Source organism: Aliisedimentitalea sp. MJ-SS2 (genome assembly GCF_032586155.1).
Classification (GTDB): domain Bacteria; phylum Pseudomonadota; class Alphaproteobacteria; order Rhodobacterales; family Rhodobacteraceae; genus JAWHTC01.
In genome coordinates this window covers 875,001-897,899 of the sequence record NZ_JAWHTC010000002.1, presented here as the reverse complement: position 1 = coordinate 897,899, position 22,899 = coordinate 875,001, and the positions used below count along the sequence as shown (strand labels likewise).

Annotated in this window: 27 protein-coding genes; 17 read left to right on the top strand and 10 right to left on the bottom strand. The window is 60.4% G+C overall.

Annotated elements, in window-relative coordinates; translation table 11 throughout:
* Positions 1-82: 82 nt before the first annotated feature.
* From RXV86_RS10925 to RXV86_RS10905, 5 genes are all read left to right on the top strand, one after another.
* Entirely contained in the window at positions 83-1,048 is a 966-nt protein-coding gene (locus RXV86_RS10925; RefSeq protein WP_316299528.1) for an Hsp33 family molecular chaperone HslO, read from the top strand.
* Positions 1,038-1,643 carry a CoA pyrophosphatase gene (locus tag RXV86_RS10920; protein WP_316299527.1) on the top strand — a complete coding sequence of 202 codons (606 nt, stop codon included), beginning with the start codon at positions 1,038-1,040 and terminating at the stop codon, positions 1,641-1,643. Before RXV86_RS10925 ends, RXV86_RS10920 begins: the two co-directional genes overlap by 11 nt.
* On the top strand, positions 1,640-2,800 hold the full coding sequence (locus RXV86_RS10915; protein WP_316299526.1) for a CCA tRNA nucleotidyltransferase: 1,161 nt from the start codon (positions 1,640-1,642) through the stop codon (positions 2,798-2,800). Before RXV86_RS10920 ends, RXV86_RS10915 begins: the two co-directional genes overlap by 4 nt.
* Positions 2,801-2,803: 3 nt before the next feature.
* Positions 2,804-4,027, top strand: a complete 1,224-nt coding sequence (locus tag RXV86_RS10910; RefSeq protein WP_316299525.1) for a class I SAM-dependent RNA methyltransferase — start codon at positions 2,804-2,806, stop codon at positions 4,025-4,027.
* 74 nt (positions 4,028-4,101) lie between these two features.
* Entirely contained in the window at positions 4,102-4,596 is a 495-nt protein-coding gene (locus tag RXV86_RS10905) for a L,D-transpeptidase family protein (RefSeq protein WP_316299524.1), read from the top strand.
* 4 nt (positions 4,597-4,600) lie between these two features.
* Here RXV86_RS10905 and RXV86_RS10900 read toward each other — a convergent pair whose 3' ends face one another.
* Positions 4,601-5,113, bottom strand: a complete 513-nt coding sequence (locus tag RXV86_RS10900) for a CAP domain-containing protein (protein ID WP_316299523.1) — start codon at positions 5,111-5,113, stop codon at positions 4,601-4,603.
* Between the two features lie 163 nt (positions 5,114-5,276).
* On the opposite strand from RXV86_RS10900, the gene RXV86_RS10895 reads away from it, so the two are divergent.
* The gene (locus RXV86_RS10895) at positions 5,277-5,879 is read left to right on the top strand and encodes a L,D-transpeptidase (protein WP_316299522.1); all 603 of its coding nucleotides are present in this window, start codon (positions 5,277-5,279) and stop codon (positions 5,877-5,879) included.
* Positions 5,880-6,028: 149 nt separating this feature from the next.
* Positions 6,029-6,214: a hypothetical protein gene (locus RXV86_RS10890; RefSeq protein ID WP_316299521.1), complete on the top strand. Its 186-nt coding sequence runs from the start codon at positions 6,029-6,031 to the stop codon at positions 6,212-6,214.
* A gap of 80 nt (positions 6,215-6,294) precedes the next feature.
* Here RXV86_RS10890 and hemH read toward each other — a convergent pair whose 3' ends face one another.
* Together hemH and RXV86_RS10880 are read right to left on the bottom strand one after the other, a co-directional pair.
* Positions 6,295-7,335, bottom strand: coding sequence for a ferrochelatase (gene hemH / locus RXV86_RS10885; protein WP_316299520.1), 1,041 nt, complete (start codon positions 7,333-7,335; stop codon positions 6,295-6,297).
* A 51-nt stretch (positions 7,336-7,386) separates the two neighbouring features.
* On the bottom strand, positions 7,387-8,199 hold the full coding sequence (locus tag RXV86_RS10880; protein ID WP_316299519.1) for a methyltransferase domain-containing protein: 813 nt from the start codon (positions 8,197-8,199) through the stop codon (positions 7,387-7,389).
* A 24-nt stretch (positions 8,200-8,223) separates the two neighbouring features.
* Here RXV86_RS10880 and RXV86_RS10875 point away from each other — a divergent pair, with 24 nt between their 5' ends.
* Genes RXV86_RS10875 through RXV86_RS10860 form a run of 4 tightly spaced genes read left to right on the top strand, consistent with a single transcriptional unit; the run spans position 8,224 to position 10,517 of the window.
* A complete protein-coding gene (locus tag RXV86_RS10875) occupies positions 8,224-8,943 on the top strand; it encodes a ComF family protein (protein WP_316299518.1) in 720 nt (239 codons plus the stop codon).
* A 36-nt stretch (positions 8,944-8,979) separates the two neighbouring features.
* Complete coding sequence (gene grxC, locus RXV86_RS10870) at positions 8,980-9,237, top strand: glutaredoxin 3 (protein WP_316299517.1); 258 nt, start codon at positions 8,980-8,982, stop codon at positions 9,235-9,237.
* A gap of 3 nt (positions 9,238-9,240) precedes the next feature.
* On the top strand, positions 9,241-10,074 hold the full coding sequence (locus RXV86_RS10865) for a carbon-nitrogen hydrolase family protein (RefSeq protein WP_316299516.1): 834 nt from the start codon (positions 9,241-9,243) through the stop codon (positions 10,072-10,074).
* Positions 10,074-10,517: a MarR family transcriptional regulator gene (locus tag RXV86_RS10860; RefSeq protein WP_316299515.1), complete on the top strand. Its 444-nt coding sequence runs from the start codon at positions 10,074-10,076 to the stop codon at positions 10,515-10,517. Before RXV86_RS10865 ends, RXV86_RS10860 begins: the two co-directional genes overlap by 1 nt.
* 3 nt (positions 10,518-10,520) lie before the next feature.
* Here the strand turns inward: RXV86_RS10860 and RXV86_RS10855 are convergent, their stop codons facing one another.
* Entirely contained in the window at positions 10,521-10,823 is a 303-nt protein-coding gene (locus RXV86_RS10855) for a YciI family protein (protein WP_316299514.1), read from the bottom strand.
* Between the two features lie 17 nt (positions 10,824-10,840).
* Positions 10,841-11,587 (bottom strand): bifunctional 2-polyprenyl-6-hydroxyphenol methylase/3-demethylubiquinol 3-O-methyltransferase UbiG, encoded by a 747-nt coding sequence (ubiG, locus tag RXV86_RS10850; RefSeq protein WP_316299513.1) that lies wholly within the window; start codon positions 11,585-11,587, stop codon positions 10,841-10,843.
* Positions 11,588-11,637: 50 nt separating this feature from the next.
* Between ubiG and pip the strand changes: the two genes are divergently transcribed.
* Entirely contained in the window at positions 11,638-12,618 is a 981-nt protein-coding gene (gene pip / locus RXV86_RS10845) for a prolyl aminopeptidase (protein WP_316299512.1), read from the top strand.
* A gap of 85 nt (positions 12,619-12,703) precedes the next feature.
* Positions 12,704-13,330: a CDGSH iron-sulfur domain-containing protein gene (locus tag RXV86_RS10840; protein ID WP_316299511.1), complete on the top strand. Its 627-nt coding sequence runs from the start codon at positions 12,704-12,706 to the stop codon at positions 13,328-13,330.
* Between the two features lie 5 nt (positions 13,331-13,335).
* Here RXV86_RS10840 and RXV86_RS10835 read toward each other — a convergent pair whose 3' ends face one another.
* A complete protein-coding gene (locus RXV86_RS10835) occupies positions 13,336-14,037 on the bottom strand; it encodes a hypothetical protein (protein WP_316299510.1) in 702 nt (233 codons plus the stop codon).
* A gap of 296 nt (positions 14,038-14,333) precedes the next feature.
* Here RXV86_RS10835 and rimP point away from each other — a divergent pair, with 296 nt between their 5' ends.
* From rimP to infB, 4 genes are read left to right on the top strand one after another with little or no spacing between them, the layout of a single operon-like run.
* Complete coding sequence (gene rimP, locus RXV86_RS10830; RefSeq protein ID WP_316299509.1) at positions 14,334-14,948, top strand: ribosome maturation factor RimP; 615 nt, start codon at positions 14,334-14,336, stop codon at positions 14,946-14,948.
* 2 nt (positions 14,949-14,950) lie between these two features.
* Positions 14,951-16,579, top strand: a complete 1,629-nt coding sequence (gene nusA / locus RXV86_RS10825) for a transcription termination factor NusA (RefSeq protein WP_316299508.1) — start codon at positions 14,951-14,953, stop codon at positions 16,577-16,579.
* 22 nt (positions 16,580-16,601) lie between these two features.
* Positions 16,602-17,237, top strand: coding sequence for an RNA-binding protein (locus tag RXV86_RS10820; protein ID WP_316299507.1), 636 nt, complete (start codon positions 16,602-16,604; stop codon positions 17,235-17,237).
* Positions 17,234-19,723, top strand: a complete 2,490-nt coding sequence (gene infB, locus RXV86_RS10815; protein WP_316299506.1) for a translation initiation factor IF-2 — start codon at positions 17,234-17,236, stop codon at positions 19,721-19,723. The genes RXV86_RS10820 and infB overlap by 4 nt, the downstream gene beginning before the upstream one ends.
* Positions 19,724-19,849: 126 nt before the next feature.
* Here the strand turns inward: infB and RXV86_RS10810 are convergent, their stop codons facing one another.
* The 4 genes from RXV86_RS10810 to RXV86_RS10795 form a co-directional block, all read right to left on the bottom strand.
* Positions 19,850-19,984, bottom strand: coding sequence for a hypothetical protein (locus RXV86_RS10810; RefSeq protein ID WP_316299505.1), 135 nt, complete (start codon positions 19,982-19,984; stop codon positions 19,850-19,852).
* Positions 19,985-20,153: 169 nt separating this feature from the next.
* Positions 20,154-20,552 carry an 8-oxo-dGTP diphosphatase MutT gene (gene mutT, locus RXV86_RS10805; RefSeq protein WP_316299504.1) on the bottom strand — a complete coding sequence of 133 codons (399 nt, stop codon included), beginning with the start codon at positions 20,550-20,552 and terminating at the stop codon, positions 20,154-20,156.
* A gap of 81 nt (positions 20,553-20,633) precedes the next feature.
* Positions 20,634-21,878 carry a bifunctional glutamate N-acetyltransferase/amino-acid acetyltransferase ArgJ gene (argJ, locus tag RXV86_RS10800; RefSeq protein WP_316299503.1) on the bottom strand — a complete coding sequence of 415 codons (1,245 nt, stop codon included), beginning with the start codon at positions 21,876-21,878 and terminating at the stop codon, positions 20,634-20,636.
* A gap of 3 nt (positions 21,879-21,881) precedes the next feature.
* A complete protein-coding gene (locus tag RXV86_RS10795; RefSeq protein WP_316299502.1) occupies positions 21,882-22,736 on the bottom strand; it encodes a peptidylprolyl isomerase in 855 nt (284 codons plus the stop codon).
* Positions 22,737-22,899: the final 163 nt, after the last annotated feature.

Here is a 22,899-nt window from a genome sequence, read left to right as displayed (position 1 = left end):
CTTTGACGGACCCCTTGTACTGGGCCTTGCCGCGCCTATCTACTCGCGGTATGCCGGAGCCCCGGCGCTTATAGGTTATCTCATGACACTCGGACAGAAAATCGCCTGGGACGACACCGTCCTGCCGTTCCAGCTTGATAATTCGGACATGCGCGGCCGCGTGGCCCGTCTGGATGGTGTGTTAGATGGCATCTTGGGTCAGCATGATTACCCCGCCCCGGTCGAAGCGCTGGTGGCGGAGATGGTGTTGCTGACCGCGCTGATCGGCCAGACGGTCAAGCTGCGCTGGAAGCTGTCGCTTCAGGTCCAATCCAAGGGCGCGGTGCGGATGATCGCGACCGATTACTATGCTCCGGAAGAGGAAGGCGGTAGCGCGCGGATCCGTGCCTATGCCAGTTTCGACCGCGAGCGGATCAGTGACGGAGCACCGTTCGAACAGGTGGGCGAGGGGTATTTCGCCATCCTGATCGACCAGGGTGAAGGCATGCAGCCCTATCAGGGAATCACGCCGGTGGCCGGTGCGTCCCTGTCGGATTGTGCCGAGGCCTATTTCGGTCAGTCCGAGCAGTTGCCGACCCGGTTCCAGCTGGGCTTTGGCAAGTCGATGATGCCGGGAACCGGAGAGAGCTGGCGCGCTGGGGGCGTGATGCTGCAGCATATGCCCAAGGCCGGTGAACACGTGCAGAGCGAAGCACCAGCGCCGGTCGCGGTGGACATGAACGAGAACTGGTCGCGGGTGAATATCCTGCTGGATACCGTTGAAGAGCTGGAGCTGATCGGGCCGGTGATCCCACCGACCGACCTGTTGTTGCGCCTGTTCCACGAAGAGGCCCCGCGGGTCTATGACGCGCAGCAGGTGCGTTTCGGCTGCACCTGTTCCGAGGATCGTGTGCGCCAAAGCCTTTCGATCTATTCGGCGCGTGACATCGAAAAGATGACCACGGATGATGGCCGGGTGACTGCCGACTGCCAGTTCTGCGGCCAGCATTACGACCTTGATCCGGCCACCGTCGGATTCGAGGCGAAAGAAGGCGGCAATGACGCCTGATCCGCTTGCCCCCGTGCGCGCGGCACTGTCGCGTGGCGGGGGAAGCTCGTCTGATTTCGACCTGAACCCAAAAACCACCTGGCCGACGGATCGCAAGCTTCGACCGGCTGGTGTGCTTGTGCCGTTGATTGAGCGCGACGACGGCCATCTCGATGTGATCCTGACGAAACGCGCTTCGCATCTGAAACATCACCCCGGGCAGATTGCCTTTCCCGGCGGAAAGCAGGACGAAGGTGACGCGGATGTGACCGCCGCCGCGTTGCGCGAGGCGCATGAGGAGATTGGGCTGCACCCTGACAATGTCGATGTCATCGGTGTATTGCCGTTCCATGAAACCGTGACCAGTTTCACGATCACACCGGTTCTGGGCCGTGTTAGAGCCGATTTCGATGCACGCCCCGAACCGGGAGAGGTGGATGAGGTGTTTCGAGTGCCCTTTGCCCATGTCGCAGATCCCGCGCGGTTTTCCGTTCAGTCGCGGCGTTGGCTGGGGCAGCGGCGTTATTACTATACCGTTCCCTTCGGTCCCTATTATATCTGGGGTGCCACTGCGCGTATTCTGCGCGGTTTGGCCGAGCGGATGGGTGGGCCATGAAGATCACCGGGGATTGGTTCAGCAACAAGGACACGCAAGGCGTTTGCCGGGCGCTGACCGAAGCCGGACACGTGGCGCTGTTTGTTGGTGGTTGCGTGCGCAACGCCTTGCTGGGGGTTGAAGTGCACGACATCGACATTGCCACCGATGCCGAGCCAGACGAGGTGTTGGTGTTGGAACGTGCCGCCGGGTTCAAGGTGATCCCGACGGGGATCGACCATGGCACCGTGACGGTGGTGGCAGGCGGAGAGCCGCACGAGATCACCACATTTCGCCATGACGTCGAAACCGATGGCCGCCGCGCGGTGATTGCCTTTTCCAAAGAGATTGCCGACGACGCAAGGCGGCGTGATTTCACCATGAATGCGCTTTATGCCGATGCGTCCGGACAAGTGATTGATCCGCTGGGTGGTCTGGGCGATCTGAATGCGCGGCGGGTGCGGTTCATCGAGAATCCGGTAGAGCGTATTCGTGAGGATTACCTGCGCACGCTGCGGTTTTTCCGGTTTCATGCCTGGTATGGCGACGCGCAGGCCGGGCTGGATGCCGAGGGGTTGGCGGCGATTGCCAGCCATCTTGAAGGGCTGGACCGGCTGTCGCGCGAACGCGTGGGTGCAGAGATGAAGAAGCTGCTCCGGGCGCCCGACCCTGCGCCCTCGGTCGCGGCGATGCGGCAAACCGGCGTGTTGGCCCATATCCTGCCCGGCGCAGACGACAAGGGTCTGGCGCCATTGGTACATTTGGAGGGTGAGCAGGGGTTGGCGCCAGATGCGATGCGGCGGCTGGCGGTGTTGGGTGGCGAGGATGTCGCGTTGCGGTTCCGCCTTTCGAAGAAAGAGACGATGCGGCTGACGGCACTGCGTGATGGGATCGGCAGCATGGAGACACCTGCTGCGCTGGGCTATCATTATGGGGCCGATGTGGCACGTGATGTCTGCCTGCTCAGGGCAGCGGTTCTGGGTGGACCAGTGGATCGGTCTGGCATTGCCGCCGGAGAAAAGGGCGAAAACGCAGTCTTTCCGATCAAGGCGAGGGATTTGATGCCCACGTTGAAAGGTCCGGCGATAGGCAAAGCGATGAAAGCGTTGGAGGCGGATTGGATTGCCTCCGGGTTCGAGATGAGTCGCGACGAATTGCTGGCGCGAATCGGGGATTAGGCCGTGGCGGAGTTCACCATCGAGCGGTTGGGCCATCATGGCGATGGTATTGCAGAAGGGCCGCTTTATGCGCCGCTGACCCTACCGGGTGAGGTAGTAAGCGGTGCGGTTGAAGGCGATCGATTGGCCGACATACGGATTGTAATGCCGTCCGAGACCCGCGTCCGCCCGCCCTGCCGACATTTCAAATCCTGTGGTGGCTGCCAGTTGCAGCATGCCTCGGATGACTTCGTTGCCGAATGGAAAACCGAAGTGGTCACCCGAGCGCTGGCGGCGCAGGGGTTAAAGGCGGACATGCGCCCGATCCTGACTTCGCCACCACAATCACGCCGCCGAGCGACATTGTCGGCGCGGCGCACAAAAAAGGGGGCAATGGCCGGGTTTCATGCCCGCGCTTCGGACGTGATTGTCGAAGTTGCGGAATGCCAGTTGTTGCATCCCGACCTTTTGGCAGCGCTACCTGTAGCAGAGGCCTTGGCACGGGTTGGAGCAAGTCGGCGGGGTGAGTTGAGCGTGACGGCAACCTTGTCCGAGGGTGGGTTGGATGTGGCCGTAGAGGGCGGGCTGGAGCCTGATGGGCCGTTGTTGATCGGCCTGGCACAGGAGGCCGAGCGGCATGACCTGGCGCGGCTTAGTTGGAATGGCGAGGTGATGGCAACGCGTCGTGCGCCGGTGCAGCGTTTTGGTATCGCTGAAGTAACACCGCCGCCGGGGGCGTTCCTGCAGGCGACGGAAAGCGGCGAACAGACGTTGTTGGCGGCGGTTCGGCAAGCCGTCGGCGAGGCCGGACGGATTGTCGATTTGTTTGCGGGATGCGGTACGTTCAGCCTGCCCTTGGCGGAAACGTCAGAGGTGCACGCAGTTGAGGGCAGCGCCGAAATGACCAAAGCCCTGGATCATGGTTGGCGACATGTCAGCGGGCTGCGCAAGGTGACGGTCGAGGCGCGTGACCTGTTCCGCCGCCCCCTGATGCCCGACGAATTGCAGAAGTTCGACGCTGCGGTGATCGACCCGCCCCGGGCCGGCGCCGAGGCGCAAATCGAGCAACTTTGTACCTCGGGCGTCGAGAAGATCGCCTATGTCTCGTGTAACCCGGTGACATTTGCGCGCGATGCCAACAGGCTGGATGCGGCGGGGTACGCGCTTCATTGGGTGCAGGTGGTGGACCAGTTCCGCTGGTCCTCGCATATCGAATTGGTTGCCGGATTTACGCTCACTTCGGCGTGAGGCGGCAAAATTTCCTACAGAATGCGCTGCAAAACGGATAAAATGCACGGGCAAGACGCAAAACGGGCAGTGATATGCGGATTTTCAAGGTCTTTCTGATGCTGGCAATTTTTGTCGGGGTCGCTGGATGTTCTTCCAAGTTCAAGAGTTATAACGGACCCGAGGTGACGCAGGTTGTCGTGCACAAGGGTGCCCGCAAGATGCACCTGATGCATCATGACGAGGTGCTGAAGTCCTATCGAATCGGACTTGGATTTGCGCCGTCAGGCCACAAGAATTACGAAGGCGATGGCCGCACACCCGAAGGCAGTTATGTGATCGATCGCCGCAACCCGAACAGCGAGTTTCACTTGTCGGTGGGTATCTCCTATCCCAATCCGGATGATCGCAAGTTTGCGTCATCTCAGGGCAAAAGCCCGGGCGGCGATATCTTCATCCACGGGCGCCCATGGAAGAACCGCAAGGGCGGACAGGACTGGACGGCGGGTTGCATCGCCGTGACCAACCGGGAAATCGAAGAGATCTACGCGATGGTGCGCAACGGCACGCCGATCACGATCACGCCCTGACGGATCAGGACCCCAGGATCATCGTCCACCAGATTTTGCCGTTCTTTTCCTGGAACCAGGCGAAGCCCAGGTTGACCGCGCGATTGTCCAGGATCACGTTGCGTGTGTCGGGCTGTTCCATCCAGGCGGCCAGGGTCTCAAGTTCGGTCTCGTAGGTTTCCGAGATGTTTTCACCAAGCATCGCGCCGGAGTACCCAACCCGGCGCACCCGATCGAGCGGCGAGGAACCGTCCGAACCGAAATGCCAGGGGCGGTTCTGGACCGACATGTCGCGGGCATGGGTGGCGGCGGCAGCGTTCAGTTGCGCATTGAGCTGCACAGCAGGGGCGCCGGAGGCCTGGCGCAGGGCGTTGACCGAATCAAGCACCCGGAACTGTATCTTGGCGGTTGAGCCCTGCGAGATGCGATAAAGCCGTGGCAGCGGTTTGCCGTCTGCGCCCAGTTGGGTTTCCGTGGTGGTGGTGCAGGACGCCAGAACCAGCAGTGCTGAAAAAAGAATACCGAGAAGTCGAGCCATGTTATGCCATCCAATTCGTGTTTCACATGCCATAGCGCGTGTGGCGTTGCCGTTCAAACCCACATAAGCGTGATGCAGCCAATTGACGATTGTTTGAATTGCGACTGCGGCATTCGCGCAATAATATGCGCATCGGGCGAATGGCAGGCCAACGAGGGTAAATATGACACGAGATGTTATCGGAAAATTCAATCGCCGCGGATTCATGGCCGGCGGCGCGGCGCTTTTAGCGGCACCAGCGGTGGCGCAGGATGTCAACAGCACCAACACGACCGAGGTCGAACGCGATCTCAACGAGGTGGTGCGGCGCAACATTTCAAGCTTTCGCTCGCTGAGCTGGGAACCGTACTTCGACAATCTATCGAACGGCGCGGTTCTTGTTGATATCACCTCGCGGGCGTTGCATTTCTGGTCCGAGGACCATTCCGTTTACCGGCTGTACCCGACATCTGTGCCGTTGACCGAGGATTTGACCAAGCGTGGCCGTACCAAGGTGGTGCGCAAGGTGGTCGGCCCAAGCTGGCGTCCAACCCCTGCCATGCGCAAGCGAAACCCGGAATGGCCCGAGTTTGTCGGCCCCGGTCCCGACAACCCGCTGGGCACCCATGCGATGTATCTGAGCTGGACCTATTACCGTATTCATGGCACGCATGACACGCGCAAGATTGGACGCCGTTCGTCCAACGGTTGCATCGGCCTTTACAACGAGCATATCGAACAGCTGTTCAATCTCTGCAAGGTCGGCACGCAAGTGTTGCTAATTTGACGACATTTGTCCGATCTATGCACCTTTCGGGTCAAGTTGCGTTTGCAATCTCGGACCATAGCTGTTTAGAGAGGGTTACGAGGTAAGACTTGGGTGCTTGCCGTCGCCAAAATGGCATTTTGACGGTGGGCGAATATCTGGAGGATAACATGAAGAAACTCGTTCTCGCTGCTGCTCTGACCGCCGCTGCTTCGACCGCTTACGCTGGCTCGATGGCTGACCCGGTGATCGAAGCTCCGGTAATCGTGGAAGAAGCCGCTGCTGGTTCGTCGGCAAACGGCGTCATCATTCCGCTGCTGATTCTGGTTGCTATCGCAGCCGTTGCAATGGATTAATAATCCGGCGCAAGCCAAATTGGAAAAGGCGGTGGGTTTCCCACCGCCTTTTTCTTTTGTCTGCATGGAATGCGGAGCGTTTAGTCGATCCAGCCTTTCAGATTGTCTTCGATAATCTGTGACAGCACGTCGATATGGGCGGCATTGTCATTGAGGCACGGGATATAGAGGAAATCCTCGCCCCCCGCCTCTTCGAAGCTTTCACAAATCTCTTCGTTGATTTCTTCCAGCGTCTCGATGCAGTCGGCGGCAAAGGCCGGGGCAATCACCGCTATGTTCTTTTGCCCGTCTTCGCGGGCGAGGCGGGCGACCTCATCCACCGTGTAGGGGCGCAGCCATTCTTCGCGACCGAACACCGATTGGAATGTGGTGGTGATCTGGCTGTCGTCCCAGCCCAGCCGCTCCTTCAGGAGGCGCGTGGTTTTCTGACATTGGCAGTGATACGGGTCGCCCTCGCGCAGGTAGCGTTGCGGCATGCCGTGATAAGACACCACCAGGAGATCGGGTTTCTTGTCGGCCTGCGCATACGCCGTTTCAACCGATTCGGCCAAGGCGTCGATATAGCCGGGATTGTCGAAATACGCGGGCACAGTACGTGCAGCGGGCTGCCATTTCTCGTCCATCAGGGCGCGAAAGAACTGGTCATTCGCGGTGGCCGAGGTGGCCCCGGCATATTGCGGGTAGAGCGGGAAGAACAGGATCTTGGTGCAGCCTGCGGCGACCATCTCACGAACCTTGGCCGTGGTCGCCGGGTTGCCATAGCGCATGCAGAAATCGACCATCACGTTGTCGCCATAACGCTCGGCCATCTTGGCGGAGATGGCGGTGGTCTGATCCTTGGTGATGGTCATCAATGGGCTTTCGCCCTTGTCATGGTTCCAGATCGATTTGTAGGCCTCACCCGATGAGAAGGGCCGTTTTGTCAGGATGATGAGCTGCAACAGTGGCTGCCATTTCCAGTTCGGGATGTCGATCACCCGCTTGTCCGATAGGAACTCGTTCAGATAACGCCGCATCGGCCAGTAGTCATAACTGTCCGGTGTGCCGAGATTGGCGATGAGGACACCGATCTTTTCACGCGGCAGGTTTGGGTGATCGGCGGGCTTTTCCAGAATGGGCATTCGGCGTTCCTGTATGGCGTTGGTCCTGACATAAGCTGGCGGGCGGTGGCGTCAATCCTTGAGTGGGGTCTCGGTGGTGCCAAGCGCATCGGCAAGGCGCGCGGCGGCCGAGCCGGGGCGCAACGGTTGCGGCTGGCTGGCATCCGGGGCCCAGCCTGATAGGAAGATCAGCTCGTACGTGGCGCGGACCCGGCCATCGGGATCGGAAAAGGCATCGATATAGTGCTCGGATGCACGCGCAATTACTCTGCGGCGGGTGAAGTTGCGCAGGCGGGCATTGAGGGCGTTCTGTTCCCCCATCTTCCTGAGCTCACGCATCAGGCCAAGCGGCGATGCATAGGTGGTTTTCACAGGCACAGCGTCGGCCACCGGCAGGGCAAAACCCGCCCGTTGCAAGAGCGCGCCCATATCGCGAATCTCGGCCATGGGGGCGACGCGGGGTGACAGCCCGCTGGTGACCTCGACCTCGGCCTGGCCCAATGCAGCGCGCAGCTCGTGCAGGGTCTGGCCACCGAACAGCACGGCCAGGAACAACCCATCGGGTTTGAGCGCGCGCTGGCATTGGATCATCTGGCCCACCGGATCGTTGGCCCAGTGTAACGCCATGGCGTGAATCACCAGATCATGCGCGCCGGGGGACAGATCGAGTGTCTCGTCATCCCCCACCACGGTGCAATCAGGCAACGCATCGCGCCAGAAATCGCCATGACCGGTCACGATCGCCGGCGCGGTAAAGGTTTTGTTAACCACCTCCAGCCGATCCTTGATCTCGTCTACAGCAATGGCGTGAAGAAAGCTTTCGTCACTGCGGTCACGGTTGCGGGTCAAGGCCGTGCGGTCGGTGAGGGAGGGTGGTGTGCTCATGCGCGCGAACATAGGGGGGGTGGCATGAAGATTCAAACGGCGTTGCGCCTGATCTATCCGCCGCGCTGTGTGGCCTGCGGCGAGATGGTGGAAAGCGATTTTGGCCTGTGTGGGTCGTGTTGGCGGGATACTCCCTTTATCGAAGGGTTGAGCTGCGATCTGTGTGGTGTGCCTTTGCCAGGCGAATCGGACCAGGACGAGGTTTGCGACGACTGTCGCAAGACGACGAGGCCGTGGCGCAACGGTCGCGCGGTGTTTCGCTATGCAGAAAATGGGCGACGGCTGGTGCTGGCGCTGAAACATGGCGACAGGCATGACATTGTGCGTCCGGCAGCGAAGTGGCTGGCACGGCGGGCCGAGGGGCTGATTGAACAGGATACGTTGATCACGCCGGTACCGCTGCATTGGACCCGTCTGTTGAAGCGGCGGTTCAACCAGTCGGCGCTTTTGGCCGAAGCGCTGGCAAAAAAAGTGCAGCAACCTTACTGTCCGGACCTGCTGATCCGATGCAAGCGAACCGATAGCCTTGAAGGTAAAGGGCATGAGCAGCGGTTTGCCACTGTTACCGGTGCAATAGAGCCACATCCGAAACGCCGCCATCGCATGGTTGGGCGCCATATTCTGATCGTCGATGACGTGATGACCTCGGGCGCCACGATGGCCGCGGCGACCGAGGCCTGCCTGACTCAGGGCGCACGCGACGTTTCGGCGCTGGTACTGGCGCGCGTTGCAAAGGAGGACTAAATCCGGGACAAAGAGCGAGTAATCAAGGAAGCGCTAATGAAACCGGTAGAGATGTATACGTCGCCGATGTGCGGCTTTTGTCACGCGGCCAAGCGGCTGTTGAGCCAGAAGGGTGTGGATTTTTCCGAAATCGACATCTGGGCCGATCCCGCCCGCAAACCCGAGATGATGCAGCGGGCCAACGGTGGCTACACCGTGCCACAGATTTTCATCGGCGAGACCCATGTTGGCGGCTGCGATGATTTGTATGCGCTGGAACGCGCGGGCAAGCTTGATGCACTGCTAGAGGCCTGATCCATGACCCGCGCCGCCCTGATCCAGATGACATCGACGGATGACCCGGCAGAGAACCGCGAGGTGCTGCGGGGCTATCTGCATCAGGTCAAGGCGGGTGGGGCGGGTTTCGCGCTGAGCCCGGAGGTAACGAACTGCATTTCGGGTAGCCGCAGCCATCAGCGTGCAGTGTTGCGGGAACAGGATCGCGACGAGACACTGGCGATGGTGCAAGAAGAAGCACAGGCGCTGGAGATCTGGGTGCTGATCGGCTCGCTTGGCATTCTGACCGGTGATGAAGACGGGCGGTTTGCCAATCGTTCGTTTCTGGTTTCTCCCCAAGGGAAGATCGCCGGGCAGTATGACAAGATCCACATGTTCGATGTGAACGTGAGCGAGACCGAGACCTATCGCGAATCGGCGCATTATCGACCTGGCGACAAGGCGGTTCTGGCCGAGACCGATTTTGCCAAAATCGGTATGACCATCTGCTACGATGTTCGCTTCGCTGCGCTACACCGGACACTGGCGCAAGCTGGCGCGCAAATTCTAACAGTGCCGGCGGCATTTTCCGCCGTGACCGGCGCGGCGCATTGGGAAACCCTACTGCGCGCCCGGGCGATCGAGACCGGCTGTTATGTTCTCGCCCCTGCGCAGACCGGCGTGCACTACGTGAAGGACGGGGTCGAAAGGCGGACCTATGGTCATTCGTTGGCCGTGGCACCCTGGGGCGAGGTTCTGGCCGATGCGGGCGAGGACTGCGGCGTTACGTTTGTTGATCTGGACATGGAACAGGTGGCAAAGTCACGTCAGCGAGTGCCATCGCTGAGCCATGACCGGGACTATGAAACACCCTGATGAGTGATCAAGCCAACGCCCTTGCCGTCACGCTTTTCAGTGAGATCCTGACGGCCGATCAGCTGGTGCGCAACCGGCTGTCCAAGGTATTGCCCAAAGGCATGGAGATATCGCATTTCTCGGTTCTCAACCACCTGGCCCATTCCGGGGATGAACGCAGCCCGGCGCAGCTGGCCAAGAGTTTCCACGTCACCCGCGGTGCGATGACCAACACTTTGGGCAAGCTGGAATGGGCGGGGTACATCCATATCCGCCCAGACTGGGACGATGCCCGACGCAAGATGGTCGCAATCAGTCCGGCCGGGAGACAGGCCAGGGATGCGGCGCTTGCTGCGATGGGACCAGTCTTGAACGACCTTGTCAGCGACCTGGGTGAAGGCAAGGTACGCGCGGCGCTGCCGATCCTGCGCGAACTACGCATCAAGCTGGAACAGGACGGATAGGTTCTATTTCAACAGGTCAGCGCGGGTGTTGGGGCGGAATTCAGTCACTGAGAAGCTGGCAATCCCTTCGGAATGAAACGGGTCACGCTCCAACGTGGCTTGCAATGCCTCGGCGCTTTCGGCGGTGGCGATGATCACGCCGCCAGTGCGCGGCACCTTGGCCCCGGCGACAAGGATCATGTTCGCACTCAGGCAGTCCTTGATCCATTCCATATGCGCATCAAGATGTGGTTCGACCTGATCGAAGGGGACAAGGTATTCAAGGCTGACAACAAAGAGGTTGTTGCCGTCGGGGATGAAAGACATGGGTTTCGGTCCTTGGATCAGGCGGGTTTGGTGCTGGCGGTGACGTAGTTTACGCTGAGATCCCGATCCGAGATCGACCATTGCCACGAGATTGGGTTGAACACGAATCCCTTGCGATCCACCGGGCGCAGGCCTGCGTTTTCGATCAGGGAATAAAGCTCATCCGGAGTGATGAATTTTGACCATTCATGCGTCCCTTTGGGCAGCCAGCGCATGATGTATTCGGCCCCGACAATCGCCACTGCAAAACTTTTCGGGTTGCGGTTGATGGTAGAGCACAACATCAGGCCACCGGGCTTGAGCAGCTGTCGACAGGCCGTCAGATAGGCCAGCGGGTCGGCCACATGTTCGACCACCTCCATGTTCAACACCACGTCGAACTGTTCGCCAGCTTCGGCCAGCGATTCGGCAGTCACGTTGCGATAGTCGATTTTCAGGCCTGATTGTTCGGCGTGAACCTGTGCGACGGGGATGTTTCCGGCCGCCGCATCGGCGCCGAGCACGGTAGCGCCGAGACGGGCCATCGGTTCGCTGAGCAATCCACCGCCACAGCCGATATCCAGCAGGCGCAGTCCCTTGAACGGTTCGGGGCTGTTCAAGTCACGCCCGAACTCGGCGGCGATCTGCGCGGTGATATAATCCAGCCGCACCGGATTCATCAGGTGCAGTGGTTTGAACTTACCATTGGGGTCCCACCATTCGGTAGCCATGGCCTCGAACTTGGCGACCTCCGCTGGGTCGACGGTGGTGGTGGTGGGTTGCATTCTGACCTCCATGGGATCAACTTGGACGCGCCCTATCATATAGGATGACCATGGACAAATATGCAGGCCCTCGCAGTGCGGCGGATTATCTTTATCCCGCCATCGAGCCTTTTGACCGGCGTATGCTGGACATGGGCGATGGGCACCAGATTTACATGGAGCAATCAGGCAACCCCGACGGCAGGCCGGTCATTGTCTTCCATGGTGGTCCGGGCGGTGGCTGTAGCCCGGCGATGCGGCGCTATTTCGAACCCGAGCATTACCGGATCATCCTGTTTGATCAGCGCGGATGCGGACGCTCGCGCCCCCATGCCAGTGTCGAGAATAACACCACCTGGCACCTGATCCGCGATATCGAGACGATTCGCGAGACGCTGGGTATCGAGAAATGGGCCGTGTTTGGCGGCAGCTGGGGTGCGACGTTGGCGCTGATCTATGCCGAGACGCATCCGCAGGCGGTAAACCATTTGGTGCTGCGCGGCGTGTTTCTTGCCACTCAGACCGAGTTGGATTGGTTCTATGGCGGCGGGGCCGGGCGATTCTGGCCCGATCTTTGGCAACGCTTTGCCGGGATCATTCCCGAGAAAGAGCATGATGACCTGATCGCCGCCTATCACAAGCGGCTGTTTTCCGGCGACGCCACGCAAGAGACCGCCTTTGCCAAGTCCTGGTCGCGCTGGGAAAACGCACTGGCCTCAATCCGCTCGAACGGTGACGCGGGGGTGGCTGATGGCGCCTATGCCCGCGCCTTTGCCCGGCTGGAAAATCACTATTTCATCAATGGAGCGTTCCTGGAATATGACGGGCAGATATTGGCCGAGCTGGACAAGATCGCCCATATCCCCGGCGTGATCGTGCAAGGGCGGTTCGACATGATTTGCCCTCCCGAAGCGGCCTACAACCTGTCACGAAAATGGAAAAAGGCCGATCTGCGGATGATTCCGGTGGCGGGTCACGCCCTGTCGGAACCGGGAATCAGCCGCGAGTTGGTGCGTGCAATGGACCGGTTTGCGGGGATACGCCCTGATTGAGCGGTGGTACCCCGAAATTGTGATTTGCCATGCGAGGTCGTGCAGATGAGCATGAAGTCGATGCACGACCACGGGAGGGCGAGCAATGAGTGACAAGCCAATAATTGAAGAACGGGAAAACGGACCACTGGTCATCAAAGGGCTGCACCGTATGGTGGGGCCGGACGGGACCGAGGTCAACGTCAAGCCGGTAATGGCGCTTTGTCGCTGCGGCGCATCCAGGTCGAAACCGTTCTGCGATGGATCTCATGCCGAGACCGGCTTTGAAAGCCGGGGCGGAACGCCTGCCGGACGCGATCGGTTAATCACCTACGAGGGAGCCGAAGTTTCCGTAAGCTACAATCCGCTGTTGTGTTCGCACGCGGCCGAATGTGGGCGATTGGCAAGTCACATATTCAACCCGGCGCAAAAGCCATGGGTCCAACCGGATAAGGGGAATGCCGATGAGGTACGCGCGGTTGTGTCGGCGTGCCCTTCGGGTGCATTGGCGCTGGCCGGTGAAGGTCGAGTCGAGCACCTGACGGCGGCGCGGGCCGAGGTACAGATCGAAAAGAACGGGCCCTATTGGGTGTTGGATGTGACGGCCCCGGTTGAACCGTCCAACGAAGGGGCCAGCACGCGGAAATACGTTCTGTGCCGCTGCGGTAAATCGGGCAACAAGCCGTTTTGTGATGGCACCCATCGCGATGCGGGCTGGCGCGACGACGGCTGACCAATTCACCAGTTGCGGTTGCGCCGCGCGCGTTTGATTTGGCGCACGACCATGATGTCGGCCTTGCCCTTCACAAGCCAGGAAAGGCCAAAGGCCCAGATGCCTATGGCTTCGAACCAGAAGATGATGCCTGAAGTTTCGATCCAGTTGGCGTGACCCAGCGACGGGAGGGCGCGCAGGATGGAGAACAGGGTTGCGCCCAAGCCGCCGCCAAGGATGACCCAGCCGCAGATGTAGTAGATTCTGCGACGGTTTGAATTATTGGTGCGGGCGAACTTGATCAAAGAGAAATAAGCCATCGCGCCAAGGAACAGGATCGCCGACAGGAAATGGCCGATCTTGGCCCATTGGCCCAGGAAGTGTTCAAAGATGTTCAGTGTGCCGGGCACCAGCTGGTTGGGAAAGATTGCCAATCCGAAAGCGCCGACCCCGGCCAGCGTAGCGGCCATGTTGTCAGAAATCCGCTCGCCATTTTCGCGCGAATGGCCCTTGTAGCTGACCAGGAAGATGCCGATGGCAAAGAGCGCACCGACGAAGATGTCGCGCAGGGTGGTGTGGTAATAATCCGAGATCGTCGGTTGGATTTTGGCGTCCTGCAAGAGGCCGCCAAAGATCAGCAGGAACGGGAAGACGAGCCCGAGGATGCCAAGCGCCTGGCGCACGCGGTAAAAGGACAGAACGTATTGGTCGCGGGTTTGGTAGGGCATCGAAGATGTGTGTTGCGAAAGTTGTGAAACGAAACAGGCGACCGTGATCATAGGCAGACGTTGCGGTGGCGGCCAGCCCCCACACCCCCGGGGTATTTGTGGTGAGATTAACCCGGGGTATTTGTGGTGAGATTAAGAGGCGGCGTGGGTCTTTCTTGGCTGAGGGGTTGCAGACTCACCCATGGAGGCGTATATCCCCCTCAACAGCGGCGCGCTGGGGTCCAAACCTGACGCTCCACCGGGAAAGATCGACGGGCCGCGCGCCCGTTTTTTTGTGCTTGGAACCTGGAACACCTATGGCTGACCTGATTGCCAAAACCGCGATGGATCGCAAACTGGCCGAGATCATCACCCCTGTCATCGAGGACATGGGGTTCGAACTTGTGCGCGTGCGGCTGATGGGCGGCGAGCGCAAGACCTTGCAGATCATGGCCGAGCGTCCCGAGGGCGGGATCGAGGTGGACGAATGCGCCGAGATTTCCAATGCGCTGAGTGCAACGCTGGATGTCGAGGACCCGCTGGCCGATGCCTATGCGCTGGAGGTCTCGTCACCCGGCATCGACAGGCCGCTGACACGGCTGAAGGATTTTGACGCCTACGAGGGCTATGAGGCCAAGGTGGAAACGGCCGAGCTGATCGACGGGCGCAAGCGGTTCAGGGGTGTGCTGGCCGGGGTTGAGGGCAACGAGGTGCTGATCAATATCGAACAGCATGGCGAGCCGGTGACCGTGGGGCTGGACTATGACTGGCTGGCAGATGCCAAGCTGGTGCTGACCGATGAGTTGATCAAGGCGATGCTGAAGGCCCGCAAGGATGCGGGTGCCTTGAACGAAGAAGATTTTGACGTGATCGAAGAAGAAGCGCCCCTCGGGGGCGACATTGAAACCGATACCGGTTCTGAGGAGGACTGAGAATGGCAATTACCTCTGCAAACCAGCTGGAGCTGTTGCAAACCGCCGAGGCCGTGGCCCGCGAAAAGATGATCGATCCGGTACTGGTGGTCGAGGCGATGGAAGAGAGCCTCGCACGGGCGGCCAAGAGCCGTTACGGCGCCGAGATGGACATCCGTGTCAACATCGACCGCAAGACCGGCAAGGCGACCTTTACCCGCGTGCGCACCGTGGTCGAGGAAGAAGAGCTGGAAAACTACCAGGCCGAGTTCACCGTCGAGCAGGCCAAGCAGTACATGGAAGACCCGAAAGTGGGCGACCAGTTCATCGAGGAAGTCCCCCCGGTGGAAATGGGCCGGATCGCGGCACAGTCGGCCAAGCAGGTGATCCTGCAGAAAGTCCGCGAAGCCGAGCGGGATCGCCAGTTCGAGGAATTCAAGGACCGTGCCGGCACCATCATCAACGGTGTGGTCAAGCGCGAGGAATATGGCAACGTCATCGTCGACGTGGGCCGTGGCGAAGGCATCCTGCGTCGCAACGAGAAAATCGGCCGGGAATCCTATCGCCCGAATGACCGGATTCGTTGCTACATTAAGGATGTGCGTCGCGAGACCCGCGGGCCGCAGATTTTCCTGTCGCGCACCGCGCCGGAATTCATGGCCGAGCTGTTCAAGATGGAAGTGCCGGAAATCTATGACGGCATCATCGAGATCAAGGCCGTGGCCCGTGACCCGGGCAGCCGCGCCAAGATCGCTGTTGTGTCCTATGATGGTGGCATCGACCCGGTCGGCGCCTGTGTCGGTATGCGGGGGTCCCGTGTGCAGGCCGTTGTGAACGAGTTGCAGGGCGAAAAGATCGACATCATCCCGTGGAACGAGGATGTACCGACCTTCTTGGTGAACGCGCTGCAACCGGCAGAAGTGGCCAAGGTGGTTCTGGATGAAGAGGCCGAGCGGATCGAGGTTGTCGTGCCCGACGAGCAGCTGTCGCTTGCCATTGGTCGCCGCGGTCAGAACGTGCGCCTGGCATCGCAATTGACCGGCCTTGATATCGACATCATGACCGAGGAAGAAGAATCGGCCCGCCGTCAGAAGGAATTCGAAGAGCGTACCAAGCTGTTCATGGATACCCTGGACCTGGACGAATTCTTTGCCCAGTTGCTGGTCGCCGAAGGCTTCACCAACCTCGAAGAGGTGGGTTATGTCGAGATCGATGAACTGCTGGTCATCGACGGTGTCGACGAAGACACTGCCAAGGAACTGCAGGCGCGGGCGCGTGACTATCTGGAAGCCCAGGCCAAGGCGGCGCTTGAAAAGGCGCGCGAATTGGGTGTCGAGGACAGCCTGATCGCGTTTGAGGGTCTGACCCCGGCGATGATCGTGGCGCTGGCCGAGGATGGTGTAAAAACGCTGGAAGATTTCGCCACATGTGCCGATTGGGAATTGGCTGGCGGTTGGACCACGCAGGATGGTGAGCGGATCAAGGATGACGGTCTGCTGGAACCCTTCGACATGAGTCTGGAAGAGGCCCAGGACATGATCATGACCGCACGCGTCATGCTCGGCTGGGTTGATCCGGAAGAGCTTGCCGCTGCGGCGGCGGCCGAGGCCGAAGCGGCCGAGGCCGGCGAAGAAGTGGAGGCCGAGGCCTAAGCGGGCCTCGGAGATCCTGATCATGGGGCGCGGCGGACAAGCCAAGGCGCGGGACGACGGGGCGGTGCGCAAGTGCATCGCCACTGGCGAGCTTTTGCCGAAGGAAAAGCTTGTCCGCTTTGTCGTGGGGCCGGACGCTCAGATCGTTCCCGATATTCGGGGCAAGTTGCCCGGGCGTGGCATCTGGGTCAGCGCCGAGCGGGATGCGCTCGATAAGGCGGTTGCCAAAAAGCTGTTCGCCCGTGCCGCCAAGCAGGCGGTTGAGCTGCCCCAAGACCTGGTGTCCCAGGTCGAGGGCTTGCTGGTTCGGCGGCTGATCGACCTGATCGCGATGGCCCGCAAGTCGGGACAAGCGGTTTCGGGGTTCGAAAAGGTCAAGGGATGGCTTGCAGGTGAGGATGTGAAGGTCCTCTTGCAATCCAGCGATGGATCGGAGCGCGGGAAATCCAAGCTCTGGACGCCTGAAGGGGCGCGGTTTGTCGGTCTGCTCACCAGTGATGAGCTTGGCCAGGCCTTTGGACGAGAAACCGTCGTCCATGCGGCCATAGGCGCTGGAGGTTTGGCGCCACGTGTTGTAGAGGAAGCGGCAAGATTGAAAGCCTTGCGCGTTTCCGAAGGCGGGACGGACCGCCGGAAAGAGAAGAAGAGAGCCAGATGAGCGATAGTGACGGCAAAAAGACATTGGGCCTGCGCGGCGGGCCACGTTCAGGGAATGTAAAGCAGAGCTTTAGCCACGGACGGACCAAGAATGTCGTGGTCGAGACCAAGCGCAAGCGCGTCGTCGTGCCCAAGCCGGGCGCGTCTAAACCGGCTGGCGTCGGTGGAAAGCCTGCGGCTGGCGATCCGTCGAAACGCCCGGCGGGGATTTCGGACGCAGAGATGGAGCGCCGGATGAAGGCGCTTGCCGCGGCCAAGGCGCGTGAGGTCGAAGAGACCGCCCAGCGTGCTGCCGAGGAAAAGGCCCGCGAAGAAGAACGCCAGCGCCGCCGCGAAGAGGCCGAAACCAAGGAACGCGAAGAGCGTGAGCGCGAAGAAGCGCTGAAAGCCAAGGCCGAGGAAGAGGCGCGCCAGAAACGTGAAACGGAAGAGGCCGCCAAGCGTGCCGCAGCCGCCGCTGCCGCGCCTGCCGAGGCCCCTGCCGCTGCGCGTCCTGCTGCCAAACCCGCACCGGCCAAGCAACCCGAACGCAAGCAGACCCGCGACAATGAACGTGGCCGCCCGTCGCGTGGCCGTGGTGATGACAACCGCCGGTCCGGCAAGCTGACACTGAACCAGGCGCTGTCGGGCGGTGGTGGACGGCAACGTTCGATGGCCGCGATGAAGCGCAAGCAGGAACGTGCCCGGCAGAAAGCCATGGGCGGCGCGGTCGAGCGTGAAAAGATCGTCCGTGACGTACAACTGCCCGAAGCCATTGTCGTGTCCGAGCTGGCCAACCGTATGGCCGAGCGCGTGGCCGAGGTGGTCAAAGCGCTGATGAACATGGGCATGATGGTGACCCAGAACCAATCGATCGACGCGGATACCGCCGAGTTGATCATCGAAGAGTTCGGCCACAATGTCGTGCGCGTATCCGATGCCGACGTTGAAGACGTAATCAAGGCCGAGGAAGACGACGAGGGCGATCTGAAACCGCGTCCGCCGGTCATCACCGTGATGGGCCACGTCGACCACGGCAAAACCTCGATTCTGGATGCGATTCGCAAAGCCAAGGTTGTGTCGGGCGAAGCCGGTGGCATCACCCAGCATATAGGCGCCTACCAGGTGACCACAGAGGACGGCGCGGTTCTGAGTTTCCTTGATACGCCGGGCCACGCTGCGTTTACCTCGATGCGGTCGCGCGGTGCCCAGGTGACGGATATCGTTGTGCTGGTCGTGGCCGCCGATGACGCGGTGATGCCGCAGACCATCGAGGCGATCAACCACGCCAAGGCCGCCGAAGTGCCGATGATCATCGCGATCAACAAATGTGATCTACCTGCTGCTGATCCGGACAAGGTTCGCGCCGATCTGCTTCAACACGAAGTGATCGTCGAGAAGATGTCGGGCGAAGTGCAGGACGTCGAAGTCTCGGCCCATACCGGGCAGGGCCTGGACGAACTGCTGGAAGCCATTGCTCTGCAATCCGAGATCCTGGAACTGAAAGCCAACCCCGACCGCGCCGCCCAAGGCGCCGTGATCGAGGCGCAGCTGGATGTGGGTCGCGGTCCGGTTGCCACCGTTCTGGTGCAGACCGGTACCCTGCGTCAGGGCGATATCTTTGTTGTCGGTGAGCAGTACGGTCGTGTCCGCGCCCTGATCAACGACAAGGGTGAGCGCGTCAAAGAGGCTGGGCCTTCGGTTCCGGTCGAGGTGCTGGGCCTGAATGGTACGCCCGAGGCGGGTGACGTGTTGAACGTGACCGACACCGACGCGCAGGCACGCGAGATCGCGGATTACCGCGAGCAGGCCGCCAAGGACAAACGTGCCGCTGCCGGGGCCGCCACGACGCTGGAACAGCTGATGGCGAACGCCAAGGCCGACGAGAACGTCAGCGAGCTGCCGATCCTGGTCAAGGCCGACGTGCAGGGCTCTGCCGAGGCCATCGTTCAGGCGATGGAAAAGATCGGCAACGAAGAGGTACGCGTGCGCGTGCTGCATTCGGGCGTTGGTGCAATCACCGAAAGCGATATCGGCCTGGCCGAAGCCTCGGGTGCGCCGGTCATGGGTTTCAACGTGCGGGCCAACGCGCCGGCGCGGAATGCCGCCAACCAGAAGGGTGTCGAGATCCGTTACTACAGCGTGATCTATGACCTTGTGGACGATGTGAAGGCGGCGGCCAGTGGCCTGTTGTCGGCCGAGATTCGCGAGAACTTCATCGGTTACGCCCAGATCAAGGAAGTCTTCAAGGTCACCGGCGTCGGCAAGGTTGCCGGCTGTCTGGTTACCGAAGGCGTCGCACGTCGCAGCGCCGGTGTGCGCCTGCTGCGCGACAACGTGGTGATCCACGAAGGCACGCTGAAGACTCTGAAACGCTTCAAGGACGAAGTGGCCGAGGTTCAGTCGGGTCAGGAATGCGGTATGGCGTTTGAGAAATACGACGATATCCGCGAAGGCGACGTGATCGAGATCTTCGAGCGTGAAGAGGTTGAGCGTAACCTCGACTAATCCGCGCCGATCAGCGAATGAAAAGCAAGGGGAGTCGCACAGGCGGCTCCCCTTTTTCTGTGGTCACAGAACCGGTCTGGTCAGAACCGGGTTTTCTGGCCCGAAGGCCAGTATTGCCAGGCTGTGTCAGGCAGCTTCGCGCACAGGTTTGCCCACAAAGAGCCGGTCACCGACCCGGACTTGCATGCGTCCGTCAGGCAGAAGCTTGACGAAAAGCCCCTGCACGGAAACGCACGATCCCATCATGATAGTATGCAGCATGCCAATCCTCCCCAATGGCTTGACACGTTCAAGATGCCATACAAATTTTGTTAAATCATCGAAAACTCGCGTGAATATGCATGTGTAGATAACAAACGCACACAACATATCGATCAAACTGCAGATTTTGCCACAACAAGTATGATTGGTTGGGATAGGTTTCTGAGAGTCACAGCCAATCGCGGAGAATCGGTATGAGTGGGATATCGGCTGGCGGCATCGGGTAATCGCGCAGATCAACTGGGCGTACCCATTTCAGGGTCTGGCCTTCGCGGGGTTTGGCGATCCCTTCCCACTTGCGGCAGGCAAAAAGCGGCATCAGCAAATGGAAATCATTGTAGCTGTGCGAGGCGAAAGTTAGCGGTGCCAGGCACGAGGCCCAGGTGTTGATGCCCAACTCTTCTTCCAGTTCACGGATCAGCGCGTGTTCGGGGGTTTCCCCGACCTCGACCTTGCCACCCGGAAACTCCCACAGACCGGCCATAGATTTGCCCTCGGGGCGCTGCGCCAGAAGCACGCGGCCGTCACGGTCGATCAGGGCAACGGCGGAGACGAGGACGGTTTTCATTGGTGCGCCTTTGTGAGTGTGTAGGAGTGAGGGCCAACCCCCACACCCCTGGGATATTCTTGGTCAGATGAAGGAGCTGAATCAGGAGCGGTAATCGGCGTTGATCTCGATATAACCGTGGGTCAGGTCGCAGGTCCAGACGGTGGCTGTGCCATTGTCGAGGCCCAGGTCGACGCGGATTTCGATCTCGTCGTTCTTCATGTATGCTGCGCCTGCCTCCTCGGTGTAGGACGGCGCGACCCAGCCCTTTTCGGCCACGAGGATGTCACCGAACCAGATGGTTAGGCGATCACGTTCGGCCCGTTCGCCGGATTTGCCAACGGCCATGACGACGCGACCCCAGTTCGGGTCCTCGCCAGCGGCGGCGGTTTTGACCAATGGAGAATTGGCAATTGACATGGCCACGCGATGAGCCGGGCCATTGGCGTTGGCACCGGTCACGGTGATCTTGATCAGCTTGGTTGCGCCTTCACCGTCGCGGGCGATCTGAATGGCAAGGTCCTGCATCACCGCATGCAGCGCCTCGCGGAAAGATTTCACGCGCGGGTCGGCAAAATCGGTGATCGGGTCCATATCGGCGACCCCCGTGGCGGCAACAAGGACGGTGTCCGAGGTCGAGGTATCGCCATCGACGGTGATACAATTGAAAGTCTTGGCGTTTTCCAACCAGAGGATCTGTTGCAAGACCTCGCGTGATATGGCGGCATCGGTAAAGATGTAGGACAGCATCGTCGCCATGTCCGGTGCGATCATGCCCGAGCCCTTGCAGAAACCCGCGATCCGCACCGGTACCCCGTCCAGATCAGCGCTTTGGGTGGCGCCCTTGGGGAAGGTGTCGGTGGTCATGATCGCGTTGGCAGCAGCCTCGATGGCGTCGGGCGACAAGGTCGATTTCAAATCCGCGATCTTGGCGGTAATCCGATCATGCGCCATTTTCTCGCCGATTACCCCGGTAGACGAGGTGAAAATCCGTGCCTCGGGCAGGTCCAGTTCCCGCGCAACCGCTTGTGTGACGGCCTTGACCGAGGCCTCGCCCGCATCACCGGTAAAGGCATTGGCATTGCCCGAGTTGACCAGAATGGCGGCCCCGGCATCCGAGTCTTCAGTGATCTTGGCCTCGCAATCCAGCACGGCGGCCGAGCGCGTGGTCGACCGGGTGAAAACGCCGGTCATCACCGTGCCGGGCACAAGCCGGGCCAGCATCACGTCGGTCCGGCCCGCGTAACGCACCCCGGCCTCGACCGTGGCAAAGCTAACGCCGCCGATAACCGGCAGGTCGGGGAAACTGGCAGGCGCCAGCGGCGAGCGTTTTTCGATCTTGGCCAAGGGTCAGTTCTCCAGCAGGGACAGGTCTTTGAGAATGGCGGGATCAAAGCTGCTTTCGGCGGAGCGGTCAATCTTGGCAGTGGTTTCAAGCGTGGCGATATGTTCTTCGATCAACGCGGCCTGAAGGTCGGCCTCGATCTCGCCGCGGACTTCTTCCAGCGGTGGCGCTTCGGCAAGCCGGGTTTCGATTAGCATAATCACGTGCCAGCCGAATTCGGTTTCAACCGGTGCAGACACCGACCCAATTTCCATCACGTCGACGGCGGCCTGAAATTCCGGAACCATGCGCCGCGTGACACCGAACCAGCCCAAATCACCACCCGACGGCCCGGAAGGCCCAGTGGAGTGTTCCTTGGCCAAGGTGGCGAAGTCTGCACCGCCCTCCAGCCGAGAGATCAGCGCTTTGGCTTCGTTTTCGGATTCGACAAGAATATGGGAGGCGTGAAACTCTTTACCCGGACTGCCTTCGTATTTCGCAGAATAGGCTGCCATGATCGCCTCTTCGGTCATGCGGTCGGACAGTGCGACGGAGATTGCTTCGGCAGCCAGAAGCGAGCGGCGCTCGTTTGCCAGTGCAAGGCGGACATTGCGCGGAGCGTCCCCTTTCAGCGATTGTTCCAGCAGGGTTTGCGAGACCAGCTGCGACAGGATGCCGTCGAACAGAACGTCATCGGGCAGTTGCTGATACTGCGGCGGCAGGTCGGCGCGGACTAACAGCATGTGTCCGAGGGTGATTTCGGTGCCGTTGACGGTGGCCACGACACTGTCGGCACCCGGGCCTTCACCGGCCCCTGCGGGAGCCATCGAAAGGGCAAGGGCCACAAGCGGCGCTGCCATGAAAGAGAGACGTTTTGACATCAAGTGGTTCCTTCGCTGCTGTTGCCCGGGGTGCGTGGCGTTGACACTGCCATTACCGCCCCTTACATCGCCTTAAGACAAAGGCAATTCTGCCCCTGAAGGCCCGTTTTATGGCGGTCCCGGAACGGGGGCAAGCAAATGTCGAGCACGAATACGTCAATAG